This is a genomic window from Leptospira fletcheri, assembly GCF_004769195.1.
In the GTDB taxonomy this organism is placed as follows: domain Bacteria; phylum Spirochaetota; class Leptospiria; order Leptospirales; family Leptospiraceae; genus Leptospira_B; species Leptospira_B fletcheri.
This window is the reverse complement of the sequence record NZ_RQET01000004.1, coordinates 1-13044: the sequence shown is the minus strand read 5'-3', so window position 1 is coordinate 13044 and position 13044 is coordinate 1. Positions and strand designations below refer to the sequence as shown.

Below are 13044 nucleotides of genomic sequence, written 5' to 3'. Positions count from 1 at the left end.
GAATTGAACGGAGAGAGAGATAAGAATCAGTTCGCCAATCTTGTTCTTATGTCCGATCCGAGGAAAACGGAGAATACTTTTCCGGATTTTCGATCATTTTCCCCTCAGTCGTAATGCGTTGGCGACGACGGATACGGAACTGAAAGCCATCGCGGCGCCTGCGATCCAAGGAGCCAAATATCCCGCTGCGGCAATCGGGATGCCGAGTCCGTTGTATGCAAGGGCCCAAAATAAGTTTTCCTTTATATTTAAAACGGTCGCCCGACTGATCTTAATGGCATCCGCTAAACGGCGCAGGTCTCCTTTTACTAAAACGACTCCTGCCGTTTCCATGGCGATATCCGTTCCATTTCCCATCGCGAAACCTACATCCGCCTTCGCCAAGGCAGGTGCGTCGTTGATTCCATCCCCTGCCATTCCTACCTTTATACCGGAAGATTGCAATGAAGCGACGGCATCCGATTTGTCCTTGGGAAGCAGAGAAGCCTTGATTTCGTTGATTCCGATCCGAGAGGCGATGTTTTCCGCCGTACGTTTGTGATCTCCCGTCAGAAGTACCAGTCGTAGTCCAAGGTTTTTCAAATCGTCTACGGCTTCTGCGGTCGTTTCCTTTAATTCGTCTTCTAAGGCGAAGATCGCCCATGAGGTGGGGCTTCCTTCTACTCTTCCCCAGACCACGCTTTTTCCTTGGGATTCCCATTCTCCGCTTTTGGCGATTAGGGTAGAGGGAAGATCTCCGGATTCGGAGGAAAGAAACTCCGCATTTCCGACCGTAACCTTGAGTCCGTCAATATTTGCTCGGATTCCTCCGCCGGGTTGGGCTTGAAAGTTTTGAGGAGACTCGATTCCGATCCTACGCCCCTTTCCGAATTCGACGATCGCTTTTGCCAGGGGATGTTCCGAGACGGATTCCGCGGAAGCGACCCTTCGTAAGATTTCCGATTCGGAATTTCCTTCCGACAAAAAGCCGGTTACGGAGGGTTTTCCCTTCGTCAAGGTTCCGGTTTTGTCGAAGGCTAGAATTCCAAGAGAGGCCGCAGACTCCAATGCCTCTGCGTTCCGAAAGAGGATCCCGCGGCTTGCCGCTTTTCCGGTACCGACTAGTAGGGATACGGGCGTGGCCAATCCTAAGGCGCAGGGACAAGCGATCACCAAAACCGCGATGGATTTTTCCAATGCGGAGGAGAGGTTGCCCGGTTCCAGAAAAAAATACCAGAGTAGAAAATCGGCTGCAGCAATGAGAACTACGGAGGGCACGAAAACCGCGGAGATTCGATCCGCTATTCTTTGGATCGGAGCCCGGGACGCTTGCGCTTCTTCTACGGTTTTTACGATGGAAGAGAGTAATGTTTCACTGCCGATCTTTTCGGCACGAACGATCAAGGATCCATTTCCGTTTACCGTTCCGCCGATCACTTTGGATCCGACTTTTTTTTCCACGGGCAGACTTTCTCCGGTCAACATGGATTCGTCTAGAGCGCTGGTTCCTTCCTCCACTTCCCCGTCGGTGGGAATTTTTTCTCCGGGGCGGATCCGGATCTTATCGCCCGGTTTTAGGAATTCGGAAGGGACTTCGATCCATTCTTCTCCTTTTTTGATTCTTGCCGTTTCCGGTTTTAGGGAAAGAAGAGTACGTATCGCTTGGGAACTTCTTCCTTTTGCTAAAGCCTCCATCCATTTTCCTCCCAAAAGAAAGGATAGCAATACGGCGGAGGTCTCATAATAAAGAGGAGGGTAGGCTCCGTGCTGTGTCTCCGTTAGAAATAACAAATCTTCCCGCACGAATCCTATGCTTAGACTGTTCGCAAAGCTATACCCGAATGCCGCGGTGGTGCCTAACGCGACCAATACGTCCATATTCGCAGTTCCGTTTTTCAAAGCTCTGTAGGCCCCTTTGTAGAACGGAAATCCGATCCAAAATTGAGCAGGAGCCGCAAACAGGAATTGGATCCATGGATGCATGAGAAAAGAAGGCATAGGTAGAAAAGAAAGGATTCCAAAGTGAGAAACCATCGTATAGAAGAGTGGCGCGGAAAATAGTACGGAGAACCAAAAACGGGTCCGCAACTTTTCGATTTCCCGTTCGTGGGCTCTGTTCGTTTCAGCCAGGTTTTGTTCGGAATGTTCCGTAGCCGTATAACCTAAGGATTCCACTTTCGATAACAGGTCGGACGGCTTAGTTCCGTTTCCGAATCTGATAAAGGCGGTTTCTCTCGCAAAATTGACTCTGGCTTCCGAAACGCCGGGAACCTTGGACAATCCTTTCTCGATTCGGAGGGCGCAGTTCGCGCAGGTCATACCGAACAGGTCCATGGTCATCTCTTTCGATTTTTCGGTTTCTTGTATGTTCATCTTCCCTTTCCGTTTCCAGCGTGAGATCCGTCTTTCAAACTTCCCGAACGGAGGTCAAAACGTACCCTTCCTCCTCTATTGCGGCCGCTAAGGACGAGTCGTCTATCTCGCTTTCCAATTTTGCCGACCCGGTGTTTAGATCGATTTCGATCTTTGCGTTCCGATCCAGGGACTGTACCGCCGATTTGATTGCCGATACACAGTGGCCGCATGTCATTCCTTCTATCTTAAGTTCCCGCATCCGATATTCCTCCTAGCTCGTATTTTAAGTGTAAAGCTTCCCATAATGGGAAGGTCAATACCTAGTTCCCGAAAAAAAACGGATAAAAATCAAAAAGTTCGCATCCTCTACGGCCTCCGATTGCGAGAATGTCTGCGGAGTTCGTGTCCGAGAGGTCGAGAAAAATGAATATCGGAGAATTATCCAAACGAAGCGGCGTGAGTCCTAAGCTCGTAAGACATTATGAATCCTTAGGACTGGTATCAAAGGCTCAGCGGAATCGATCCGGATATAGGATCTACGGCGAAAACGACGTCCATACTTTGAAGTTTATCAAAAGAGCAAGAGGGTTAGGTTTTTCTCTGCCCGAGATCAAACAACTCCTGGGTTTGTGGAAGAATAAATCCAGAGCGAGTTCTCAAGTAAAAGCGCTGGCTCTAACCCATGTCCGCGAAATGGAGGAAAAGATCCTCGAATTGGGAAAGATGTGTTCTACACTGAAGCATCTGGCGAAGCATTGTCACGGAGATCAGAGACCGGATTGTCCGATTTTGGACGAGCTAGAAGGAGGACGAAAATAAGTCCCGGTGCCGAAAAGATTTCAGGAGAGGGGTTTTTTGTCCTTATCGAAAAACTTCTTATGGATCAGGTCTTGGATCAAGTCCTTATCTTCGTCAGGAAGATTTACGAATATGATGTTCGCTTTTTTTCCGGAAACTCGAATCACTTCCGATTCCAATTCCATATTCTTTCCGTTAATCGCCGCGAATAAAACGATCCTGTCCCCTTCGAATACGGAAGTTCTAGTCTCCATTCCGGCTCCGCCGGTACCTATATCCACGACATGGACGGGAAATCTTTGGGTTTTACCTTTGACGCAAAACTCCCCTTCGATGGTGATTTTAACGCGGGCATTCTTTCTCTTCTGCTGAGAAGGATCCCGGTATTCGTATTTATCATCAAAAAGGGAATGAGTGCCCGCCATAGGACAATCATACGAACGTTCGAAAATCAGTCAAAGTGAAATTGAACTCTTCCTCAGGGCCTTCTTCGCACGGTTGGTTGGGCTTATAAAACAAATCGACTTTTCCGTTTTCTACAACAAAAATCGTACGAGAAACGGAAGTCGCGTCCCTGCGGTGCATGCAGGGAGACAAGGCTCCTTTTTCGGGAAGATGTGAGACCAAAAAATTCTTAGTAAGAAGAATGAAGTCTTTCGCGTTCGGATTCGTTTTCGGTCGGAACTCTTTTTCGAAAACCTCCCTTCTGGATACCTGTGCCTTCGGTCCTTGAGTGAAAGAACTTCCGTATACGGTAAAACTTTCGGTGTTCTCTTCTGTGGAAAAAACCTTTCCGTCCCAGATGTAGATTCTCGTTTTTTCGCTATCGATACAGAAAAGTTTGAACGGATAATAATTATCCAATTCGGAAACTTGCCAGGATTCCGGAGCACGTTCCTTCAACAGAACCGAGCGGACCAAAAGTCCCCGACTCACCGGATTTCTCAGAAGCTTTAAAGCCGCCTCGTAATAGTTCAAAAGACAGACGATTTCTCCGTCCTGCGAGATTCCGATCCAAGTTCCTCCTGCGTCTCCATCTATGGGAGCGATGGCCTTCCCTGTCGGTGATTCCATCAGGCGGGGAGAAAGGGACGGTTTTCTTTTTACGGATTCGTCTCGATTGAAACCCAAGCCGTAAAGATGATCGGTTCGATTTCTATATATGAAAGCTGTGCACATTCTATTTTCCTACGCTCAGAAAGAAATCGATCCGTTGGTTCCGATCCGTTTCGTAAGCTCCGTTTCCGTGAATGAGAGGTTCGGTTTCGCCGTATCCGCGGAATTTGTACCTTCCGAATTCGTAGTCTTTTCCGAAAAAAGACTGAAAGGTTTTCCTGGCTTTTTCCTCCGAAAGTTTGAGATTGTACTCGTCGTCTCCCAGATGAGAAGTGTGGTATTGGAGTTCCACCTTATAGCCGGGGAGTTTTCCCAAAAGGGATTTTAAAGCCGAGGGGACTGTCCACCAACGGGTCTCGTACAATCTTTCCGGAACGGAGATCCTGTATCCGTCCCTTTCCTTTACGACGAGGATTCCCGAGCTTACGTTTCCTAATATCTCTTCCCCCTCTCGACCGAACATGTCCTTATAACTCAGCACGACTTTGATCGGCGTCAAGGAACCGATTCTCCTTCCCAGTTCGTCTTTTCCCGACCAAACCAATCTAGAAGGGGGACTTCCCGTTCCAGTCCAGGTTCTCGCGATTCTTTCTGAGTCTCCAAAGGATTCCAAAATCGTAATTTTCCAACCGGAAAGATGAAGTTCTTTGGATCGGATTCGGACCTCGAGAAAATCTTTACGCCAATTCCCATCCGGACTGAATCCGCTCGGGAAAACGTCCGAGGAAAATTTCGCACGATCTTCGGTTAATACGAATTTTTTGGGAAAACTGGAGTATCTATCATACCTACTAAATATCGTTATGCGAACGAAATATGTTCCGGGACTTAAGGGGCGGTTTTCCTTATCCTTAGGTTCCCATGTCCACTCCGCAGGAGGTTCCCCCAAACCTTTTCCGACGTATATTTGCGAATCCACTTCTCCTTTCCGTTTGAAGATTTCCCACTCATAGGAGTCGGACTTGAGTTTGGAAGAAAGAAAGGAGGAAAACCTGATCTTACTGAGCGGGACGGAGGAATCCGTGGAATAAGATTCGGCATCGGAGTTTATATCGGCTCCGACCGATTCGTTTTGCAGGGAAATGTTTTCCTGCTTGGACACGCTTTCGTTGCCCGCAGGATCGCGAGCGATCAACCGATAGCTGTACAGTCCCGGAACGAGATTCTTTCCGTTGGAGTCCGTTCCGTCCCAGCTTAACACGGCAGGCAAGTCCTTGGTTCTCCAAGTATAGGATTTGATCAACTTACCGTTCGAGTCCAAAAATTCTCCTGTGAACAGATCCGCCGAATCTCCGCTTCCTTTTTGCTGGATTTGGATCCTGGCATGGTTTCTATCTTCGAAAAGTAAAAGGCGATTCCTGATTCCGGTTTCCGCTTTCGGGGGATGGGAGTCCAGATAGACGGTCGCTTCCTCGGAGAGGATTTTTTCCTGGTTTGCGGTTAATAACAGTAATTGATAAGTGTAGTACCCGTCAGGTACTGTGTTCCCGTTTTCGTCCTCTCCGTTCCATTCCAGAACTTCCGGGATCGAGACTTCTTCCGGGGCGAATTCGTTTTCATCCCAAAACAGGGAAAAGTCCTTTTTCTTAAGTCTATTGGCCTCGTATTTTTTTACGGTTTCGCCCGAGGCGTTCCGTATGGTCAGTTCCCAATCCTGTAGCTTCGGAAGAGTCGAGGAGCGGATCTTGAATTTCAAAAAGTCGACGGAACCGTCCCAGTTCGGGGAGAAGGTGGTCGTCTCCGTGCCGATCAAAGAATTCGCTTTCAGACCGGAGAAAGTCGAAACGAAACCTAAAACTAGAAAGACTCGGATCATTCCGACGGGCATGCTCCAAAAAAAAACTAGTCCCGAAAAATTGCACCGGTTTTTCAGAACGGTCTCTCCCGGGTCGATTTGCGAAAGCGGGCGCAGGAGAGGTTTAGTCTTCGTTTTTCTTTTTTCTATCTCCGGAGAGAGATCCTAGGTGAACGCCGCTTTCGGGGATTTCGTCCTCTTTCGTATATTTTTTCAGAGCATATGTGACCGAGGCGAAAGCGAGTTCTTCCCAGGGAATTTCGTTCGGAAAAAATAACCGAACTTCTTCGGATTCGGGACTGACATCGAATTTACCGTCGGTCAATTCCGCGAGAAAAAACATATAAACTTGGCTGATGTGGGGAATGCTATAAACCGTATGCAGCCTAAGGATACGGATCTGTGCGTTCGCTTCCTCCAAGGTTTCTCGGGAGGCACCTTCCTCTACCGTTTCGCGATTTTCCAAAAAACCGGCCGGTAGGGTCCAGTATCCTTTTCGTGGTTCGATGGCTCGTTTGCACAAAAGGATCTTCCCTTCCCATATCGGTATACTTCCGACGATCACCTTAGGATTCTGATAATGTATGGTTCCGCAGTTTTCGCAAACGTAACGGTGCAGGCTATCGCCTTCGGGGATGCGATAGGAAACCTGAGAACCGCACGTGCTGCAGAATTTCATGTTCTCGAAAACCTTCTCCAGGCAAGGACCGCTTCCACCAGCAACCATACCGCTAAGAGGATCAAAGTTCCTCCTACTCCGGCCAACAGATAGCTCGGCGATTTGTCAAAAAGGAATTCGCGGAAATTGACGACCATTGCCCAAAGAGTCGCGGCGAGTACGAACACCATAGGGAGGAAGGAAATCCAGGTCCGGCGTTTGGAATAAAGAAGGTAAATCGTAACCACTAACAACGCCAACCCCGCTAAGAGTTGGTTCGTGGTCCCGAAGAGTTTCCAAAGGGCCAATCCTGCCGCCTTCTTTTTCCCACCTTGCTCGATTTCCAAAAACGCGAAAAATGCGATCGCTAAACAGGCAATGGTGCTAGAAATATAACGATTTCCTAATATTTTCTTCACCCAATCGATTCCTATGCTATCCGCGATCTCCTCCACGTTGTATCTGAGGAGTCGAGTCGCGGAATCGAGGGAAGTCAATGCGAAGCTGACCACGATAAGGGCTATGAACCCTTGGGCAAACCCGTTATCGAATCCCAATTGGGAGATGAATCTTCCGGTTCCGTAGATATAAGCGCCGACTTGGGGCGCCAATCCTTGGATCCCCGCCCAGGATTTGTAAAACGAAGACCATTCCGTTGCGGAAGAGAATCCGATCGTACAGGCGACCACCGAGGTAAGTCCTAACAGGGATTCTCCGATCATTCCTCCGTAACCGATGGGCCTAGCGTCCACTTCTCGATTCAGTTGTTTGGCGGTAGTTCCTGAGCTGACCAGCGCATGAAAACCCGAAACCGCCCCGCAAGCGATCGTGATAAAAACGAAAGGAACCATATCCAGGCCGATGTGTTCGGAACGGACCGCTTCCGCGTTGAAGTTCGAGAATTCGCCGAAGACGCTTCCCTTAAAGAATCCAAGGTAGATCGCCGCAATTCCGATGTACAAAAGAAAGGAATTGATATAGTCCCGACTTTGCAAGAGCAGCCAGATCGGAGTGACGGATGCCAGGAACGCATAAAGCAGGAGAAGAATTTTCCAAGTAGGAATCCCGGGAGAGCGATCTGGATCGCTGAGTCCCGTCCAGGACAGAACCGATTCATTCATGCCCAGAACCATGATCCCTAGTGTTAAGATCACGGAGAGAACGGTCAATGGAGCCAGCTTGGCCCCTTTTTTAAAATGTAACCAACCTACAATCAGGGCTAAAATCATTAAGCCCACCGTCGGAATCACCGCTTCAGGGAAATGACTCCTGAGTTGGATGGAAGAGGAGGGGGCTTCTATCCTTATTTCGGTGGGATGAGAATGAAGTTCCGGTTTTGTTTCCTCCTGAACCGAGACTTGAGGGGTCTGTGGGACAGGCGGGATTTTTTTTCCCGCGGAAAACATTTCGGCCAAAACGATCACGAACACGCCCATTGCGAGTGCGACTAAAAAGAAAATGATCGCATGGAATAGGCTTCTTGCTCTCGGACCTAAAAGGTCCTGAGCGACCTGTCCGATGGATTTTCCCTGGTTTCTCACCGAAACGACCAGAGCGCCGAAATCGTGAACGCATCCGATAAAAATCGCTCCGAAAACGACCCAAAGCATAGCGGGGAGCCAGCCCCAAATCACCGCAACGGCAGGTCCTAGAATCGGAGCGAGTCCTGCGATGGACGCATAATGGTGTCCGAATAGAATCGCAGGTTTCGTGGGCAAATAATCCACGCCGTCGTTGAATTTATGGGCGGGAGTATCGCCTTCCGTATCTTTGAGTTGAAAAACGGACCTGGAGAGATAGCCGGAGTAGATTTTATATCCTAAAAAATATACAAGGAAGCATCCGAAGACGGTCAAAAGGGGGAGCATGGGGGAAAGTTCTTCGTTTCCCCAGCCCTGATCAAACCTTTTTTGGCGGGAAAAGGGTTGGACATTCGAACCGTAAAAGGCAAGGTCTAATTTAGGGATCCAAGGTGACCACGAAAAGTTTCGATCAAGTAAAGTCCTCCATAGAGGATATCCTATTTGAAATCCAGTCCGCCAGTACGGATTGCGAGTGGTATATTTCTGCGGACAAATTGATCGAAATCCTAGCGATCCGAAGGGAAGACTATTACAAAATCTTATATAGCCTGAGAGGCGACTCCGTATATTCCGCCAAGGGAGCTCAGGGTTTTCGGGAATCCAGGGCGGACGTTTTGATTCTTCTCTTAGGAAAAATTCTGAAGATAGAAGGACTGGAGCACGAGTTTGCCCGGGCCGGGGTTTATTTCGACGGTATTTACCTGGACGAACTCCGGAGCCATCTGAAGGAGATCGTGCTGAGCAAACTTGAAAAGCACGAGCTGGACAAGGAACTGCTCCTCCTACTGATCTCTTCGACAAAACGTTTCGAAGACGCGTTCGACTCCTATTTCGACGACAAATTCGATTTGAGTCGTTTAGTGGATAATGGGATCGCGGAATTTCTGGAAAGAAAGTCCATCCCCTCCGATTACGGCGCCGACGCGTTTTTGAGGAAGTACTTCTACCGGGTTTTGAATACCAAAGTCTTTCCTCTCCGGGAAATCACTTCCGAGTATAGGGATAGAGCCTACTACGAAATCTTCGGGCGTTTCCGTAAGGATGAACAGAAAAAGAAGAAAGCAAAATCCCAGTTCCGAAGACCGAGAACAAGCATTTTCGGCGAGGACGAAGAAACTCGCCAGCACCGGGAGTTTCTTGGATTGCCCGAGGATTATGACGACGGGGATCTGCGGAAGAAATATAAGGAATTGATCAAGAAATACCATCCCGACGTAAACAAAAACGGTTTGGAGATGACACAGAAGATCGTAGCTTCCTATAATTATCTCATCATGAAAGGGCGAACTTAGAATTTCATCGCGCTTTTTCTCTCGTTGCGCACGAAGTCAGGGCGCCTGAATCTTCTTGGGCAATTTGGACCATTGCTCGTCCGCTTTTTTGATATTGCCCGGGATGTCGCGACTCCAGAATCCGTTCACTTTTTCATTATAATTCAGATAGAGTTTTCCGTTCACGATCTTCCACGCATTGGGATCGATCTCGTAGGTCTCTCCGTCGCGCATCGCATACGCACAGTAACCTCCGTACTGGGGAGCATAGTTCTCCGGATTCTTTCGGAAAGCGTCAAGATTCTTACGGGAAGAAAATTTCCACTGCGCGCCGTTCCAGGAAGTTTGGAACTTCTCTTCTCCCTCCACGGGTTTGTTTTCCGTAAAATACGATACCGGATCGTACCCCTTGATTGCGGTTCGGCCGTCCGCTTTATAGACCGGATCGGCCACCTGAACCGAACCGCAGCAGGATAAGAGAAGAAGAAACGGAAAAAGAAAATACGACTTGTTCATGTAACCGATTTCGTCCGAAATCGAAAAAGGTTACAGCCGTGGGATATTTCCCTTCCCAATCATCCCTTTAAGTAAAGTAGGTTGAGAAGATTAATCTTTTATTGGATAAATTTTATGTTCGGGATCATGCCAAACTACTAAAAAAGTATCTCCACAAGTAAATCCATACAATCTGAATTTTCCAGTCAATCTAAATCTAAAAATTTCATGGAAGTCATCTAAAGCTATTTCTAATAATCTTTTCTGCGCTTCAAAGCAAATTTTCTTTACACTATAATGGATATGTTTTCGACGAGAAGGTTTATTTTGAGAATTATATTTTTCTGAATAAATATCTTTCCAATATTTATTTATATAATTACGTTTAAAATTGGAAATTATTTCCGAGGATTGTTTATTATTATTCCAATTTCGCTCAACACCCCAAGACCATTCACCTTCGTGATCCACTTTATCCTCTAATAATTTCATCGGACAATCATATACAGGATTGGTATTTAGATTATTTTTATCTAATTCTTTTTTGATTGAATTTAAATCATGGACTAGAATAATCCTTACTTCTTTTGTATTTTTTAATGAAGCTTGAATTTCAATTTTTTTAAGAGTTTCTTTTGTGGGAGGTTGTATTTTTATCTTTTTTTGAAAGTTGCTCATGATATAATGCGGAATAATATTCAACCATAGAATCTAAAGTGATTATTCTTTCACCGCGTTCTCCAGCAGATAATCCTTCTCTCGCTATTGACCAAGGTCTTTCATTATGAGTTAATTGACTTAATTGTTGTCCTGAAAGATTACCATATGCATTCAAAACAGCATCAATTGTTAATTTTTGTTCTTTAGATAAATTTCTTAAATTTCCATGAGCATATCTAAATCTTTTAGAATTTATACTGAAATTACCTTTATGATAATCATATAATTCTCTAATAACTGGACCATTAGCCCACGCTAAAATTTTTTCATTAAATAATGACTCATCATCCCAAACTAATGACCAAGCTTGAGAATAGTAACAAAGTTTTTGAAGTTTAAAAGTACTTATATCTTTTCCTTCAAAATATTCTAAGATATATTTAGCTACATCAAAAACAGATACTACCATAAATTCAACAACTACATACTAGTTTAGTAACAAAAATTTTACTACTAAAATTTACGTCAACGATTTTTTATTATTAAACTTTGCTCCAAAACCTTATCCAAAATTCCATTTAAATCACTTCTATTGGAAAACCTAAAAGCCTCTTCCCCGCAATAATAAGTCATATATTTAGGGCTAATTTTGTGATAAGTACCATAGTGCATTCTCTTTAAAAGACTCCAAAAAGCTTCAATATTATTAGTATGAGTTCCATCAGCAGCGACATATTCTTTGCTATGGTCTACTGTGAAATGTTTTCTTTTAAGTTTATCTAATATCCAATATCCTCTAAACTCATCGGTATATATTTTAGCTTTTTTAGCAACTTTCGAATCTATTAATTGGAGTAGTTGTTTTCCTTTTAAATTTTGTCCTTCTTTTCGGAAAATAGGTTGGGCGAAAACCTTTTCCGTTTTTCTATCGTAAATTCCAACAACAGCTATTTTGTTAGTACCACGACCTCTTTTACTTTTTGTATCGGATCCTTTTTTTGGCTTACCGCCAAGATAGGTTTCATCAATTTCTACGATAGATTGAAATAATTCAAAGTTTTTATCATTCGTCATAGCAATTCGAATTTGCTTCAACATTCTCCAGTTAGTTTTATAAGTTAAACCAATCGAACGTTGAAGTTGATAAGCCGAAATCCCTTTTTTAGCAACTACCGAGACTTGATAGATAGCAAAGATCCACTTTTGTAGATCGACTCTAGTTCTTTCGAAAATTGTTCCTTTAAAGATAGAGAAAGAGTTATTGCAATATCCACATTGAAAAAACTTCGGTCTTCCTTTTAAAGGGTAGATTTTCTTTCCTCTATTGCAATGATTACATTTAATCTTTCTTCCGTAACGAGATTTGATAAAATAATCTATAACCGATTGTTGAGTAGGGAATCTCTTTAAAATATCAAAAAAAGTCATTGTTTTTACAGTCGCCATAATGACTTAATTATACCAAGCCCTCGGACGAATTTTACTTATGACCGAACAAAAACTTACAAAAACTCAAAAAAAGAAGATTCAAAATATATTATATAGATTAGAAAATGATCCCAACTTAATTCTATGGATAGAAATGGCTTTTATAGAATATGATAAGGCTATTAAACAAAAGAAAAAATCTAAATTGAAAGGAGAATCAAGTGTCAAATTTTAAAAAAGCAAGCTTATCTGATGGAGAGTCTGATAATGAAAGAATATCTGAAATAATGCATTTGCTTAATCATCCTAATACCTTAAAATACGGAATTATAAAAATAAAACTTTCGAATAATACAGAAATTTTAGGATTTTTAAAGGATATTATTAGTGAATCTCTTGGACCTTTCAGAAACAATAGAAAAAGAGGGGAATTTGAAATTGTGGATATATATAATAAGAGTATTTTTATAGATTGCCTTGATGTAGAAGAAATTGATATTATTGATGATGTTAAAATAATATCCGAATTTAAAGAAAAAGGTTTAGGAACTGTTATTATCCCTCGGAAATCAAATTAAATTGAAGAGAATAAAGTATTATGCACTACTTTTACTAAATCACAATATTCTTCAACAGGATTAATGTCTTTTGGAAGATATATAATAATTCGTACACCTCTTGTATCGGAACGATAAGACACTACCTCGACCGCAAGCTCATTATTTCTTAATATATCTAAAAATTTTTCTTTTATTATTGTAGATTGTATTATTTTATCATGATTTGCAAAAGTAAATCCTCGATTTTTTAGTTCATCTATATAATTTCCATCATTAAAAAATTATGATAACAATATTTGTTTTTATTCTAAACTAAATTCTTTCCATATTTTTTAAATTTCATTTT

At 44.0% G+C, this 13044-nt stretch carries 15 protein-coding genes; 4 read left to right on the top strand and 11 right to left on the bottom strand.

Annotation, left to right across the window (positions count from 1 at the left end; genetic code table 11):
* Positions 1-93 precede the first annotated feature (93 nt).
* Together EHO60_RS03380 and EHO60_RS03375 are read right to left on the bottom strand one after the other, a co-directional pair.
* Positions 94-2352: a heavy metal translocating P-type ATPase gene (locus EHO60_RS03380; protein ID WP_135766776.1), complete on the bottom strand. Its 2259-nt coding sequence runs from the start codon at positions 2350-2352 to the stop codon at positions 94-96.
* A 34-nt stretch (positions 2353-2386) separates the two neighbouring features.
* Positions 2387-2593: a heavy-metal-associated domain-containing protein gene (locus EHO60_RS03375; protein WP_135766775.1), complete on the bottom strand. Its 207-nt coding sequence runs from the start codon at positions 2591-2593 to the stop codon at positions 2387-2389.
* A gap of 164 nt (positions 2594-2757) precedes the next feature.
* On the opposite strand from EHO60_RS03375, the gene cueR reads away from it, so the two are divergent.
* Positions 2758-3153, top strand: a complete 396-nt coding sequence (gene cueR, locus EHO60_RS03370) for a Cu(I)-responsive transcriptional regulator (RefSeq protein WP_135766774.1) — start codon at positions 2758-2760, stop codon at positions 3151-3153.
* Between the two features lie 20 nt (positions 3154-3173).
* Here the strand turns inward: cueR and EHO60_RS03365 are convergent, their stop codons facing one another.
* From EHO60_RS03365 to EHO60_RS03345, 5 genes are all read right to left on the bottom strand, one after another.
* Positions 3174-3557 carry a PilZ domain-containing protein gene (locus EHO60_RS03365; RefSeq protein ID WP_135766773.1) on the bottom strand — a complete coding sequence of 128 codons (384 nt, stop codon included), beginning with the start codon at positions 3555-3557 and terminating at the stop codon, positions 3174-3176.
* Between the two features lie 7 nt (positions 3558-3564).
* Positions 3565-4311, bottom strand: coding sequence for an NRDE family protein (locus EHO60_RS03360; RefSeq protein ID WP_135766772.1), 747 nt, complete (start codon positions 4309-4311; stop codon positions 3565-3567).
* 1 nt (position 4312) lies between these two features.
* Entirely contained in the window at positions 4313-6076 is a 1764-nt protein-coding gene (lsa66, locus tag EHO60_RS03355) for a fibronectin-binding adhesin Lsa66 (protein WP_135766771.1), read from the bottom strand.
* Between the two features lie 91 nt (positions 6077-6167).
* Positions 6168-6722, bottom strand: a complete 555-nt coding sequence (locus EHO60_RS03350) for an NUDIX hydrolase (RefSeq protein ID WP_135766770.1) — start codon at positions 6720-6722, stop codon at positions 6168-6170.
* On the bottom strand, positions 6719-8569 hold the full coding sequence (locus EHO60_RS03345; RefSeq protein WP_135766769.1) for a carbon starvation CstA family protein: 1851 nt from the start codon (positions 8567-8569) through the stop codon (positions 6719-6721). Before EHO60_RS03345 ends, EHO60_RS03350 begins: the two co-directional genes overlap by 4 nt.
* Before the next feature lie 104 nt (positions 8570-8673).
* Here EHO60_RS03345 and EHO60_RS03340 point away from each other — a divergent pair, with 104 nt between their 5' ends.
* A complete protein-coding gene (locus tag EHO60_RS03340) occupies positions 8674-9576 on the top strand; it encodes a J domain-containing protein (protein ID WP_135766768.1) in 903 nt (300 codons plus the stop codon).
* Between the two features lie 36 nt (positions 9577-9612).
* Here EHO60_RS03340 and EHO60_RS03335 read toward each other — a convergent pair whose 3' ends face one another.
* From EHO60_RS03335 to EHO60_RS03320, 4 genes are all read right to left on the bottom strand, one after another.
* Positions 9613-10071: a YHS domain-containing (seleno)protein gene (locus EHO60_RS03335; protein ID WP_135766767.1), complete on the bottom strand. Its 459-nt coding sequence runs from the start codon at positions 10069-10071 to the stop codon at positions 9613-9615.
* Positions 10072-10161: 90 nt separating this feature from the next.
* Positions 10162-10728 carry a hypothetical protein gene (locus EHO60_RS03330; RefSeq protein WP_135766766.1) on the bottom strand — a complete coding sequence of 189 codons (567 nt, stop codon included), beginning with the start codon at positions 10726-10728 and terminating at the stop codon, positions 10162-10164.
* Positions 10673-11179 carry a Panacea domain-containing protein gene (locus tag EHO60_RS03325; protein WP_135766765.1) on the bottom strand — a complete coding sequence of 169 codons (507 nt, stop codon included), beginning with the start codon at positions 11177-11179 and terminating at the stop codon, positions 10673-10675. The genes EHO60_RS03330 and EHO60_RS03325 overlap by 56 nt, the downstream gene beginning before the upstream one ends.
* A gap of 56 nt (positions 11180-11235) precedes the next feature.
* Entirely contained in the window at positions 11236-12156 is a 921-nt protein-coding gene (locus EHO60_RS03320) for an IS1595 family transposase (protein WP_135766764.1), read from the bottom strand.
* A 40-nt stretch (positions 12157-12196) separates the two neighbouring features.
* Here EHO60_RS03320 and EHO60_RS17080 point away from each other — a divergent pair, with 40 nt between their 5' ends.
* Positions 12197-12373: a hypothetical protein gene (locus EHO60_RS17080; RefSeq protein ID WP_167880147.1), complete on the top strand. Its 177-nt coding sequence runs from the start codon at positions 12197-12199 to the stop codon at positions 12371-12373.
* On the top strand, positions 12360-12716 hold the full coding sequence (locus EHO60_RS03315; RefSeq protein ID WP_135766763.1) for a hypothetical protein: 357 nt from the start codon (positions 12360-12362) through the stop codon (positions 12714-12716). The genes EHO60_RS17080 and EHO60_RS03315 overlap by 14 nt, the downstream gene beginning before the upstream one ends.
* Positions 12717-13044 lie beyond the last annotated feature (328 nt).

Bases quoted from the DNA above. Each gene is read 5' to 3' on its own strand.
- EHO60_RS03380 (WP_135766776.1), bottom strand. From the start codon at position 2,352: ATGAACATACAAGAAACCGAAAAATCGAAAGAGATGACCATGGACCTG.
- lsa66 (WP_135766771.1), bottom strand. From the start codon at position 6,076: ATGCCCGTCGGAATGATCCGAGTCTTTCTAGTTTTAGGTTTCGTTTCG.
- EHO60_RS03345 (WP_135766769.1), bottom strand. From the start codon at position 8,569: ATGCTCCCCCTTTTGACCGTCTTCGGATGCTTCCTTGTATATTTTTTA.
- cueR (WP_135766774.1), top strand. From the start codon at position 2,758: ATGAATATCGGAGAATTATCCAAACGAAGCGGCGTGAGTCCTAAGCTC.
- EHO60_RS03365 (WP_135766773.1), bottom strand. From the start codon at position 3,557: ATGGCGGGCACTCATTCCCTTTTTGATGATAAATACGAATACCGGGAT.
- EHO60_RS03320 (WP_135766764.1), bottom strand. From the start codon at position 12,156: ATGGCGACTGTAAAAACAATGACTTTTTTTGATATTTTAAAGAGATTC.
- EHO60_RS03360 (WP_135766772.1), bottom strand. From the start codon at position 4,311: ATGTGCACAGCTTTCATATATAGAAATCGAACCGATCATCTTTACGGC.
- EHO60_RS03335 (WP_135766767.1), bottom strand. From the start codon at position 10,071: ATGAACAAGTCGTATTTTCTTTTTCCGTTTCTTCTTCTCTTATCCTGC.
- EHO60_RS03325 (WP_135766765.1), bottom strand. From the start codon at position 11,179: ATGGTAGTATCTGTTTTTGATGTAGCTAAATATATCTTAGAATATTTT.
- EHO60_RS03375 (WP_135766775.1), bottom strand. From the start codon at position 2,593: ATGCGGGAACTTAAGATAGAAGGAATGACATGCGGCCACTGTGTATCG.
- EHO60_RS17080 (WP_167880147.1), top strand. From the start codon at position 12,197: ATGACCGAACAAAAACTTACAAAAACTCAAAAAAAGAAGATTCAAAAT.
- EHO60_RS03350 (WP_135766770.1), bottom strand. From the start codon at position 6,722: ATGAAATTCTGCAGCACGTGCGGTTCTCAGGTTTCCTATCGCATCCCC.
- EHO60_RS03330 (WP_135766766.1), bottom strand. From the start codon at position 10,728: ATGAGCAACTTTCAAAAAAAGATAAAAATACAACCTCCCACAAAAGAA.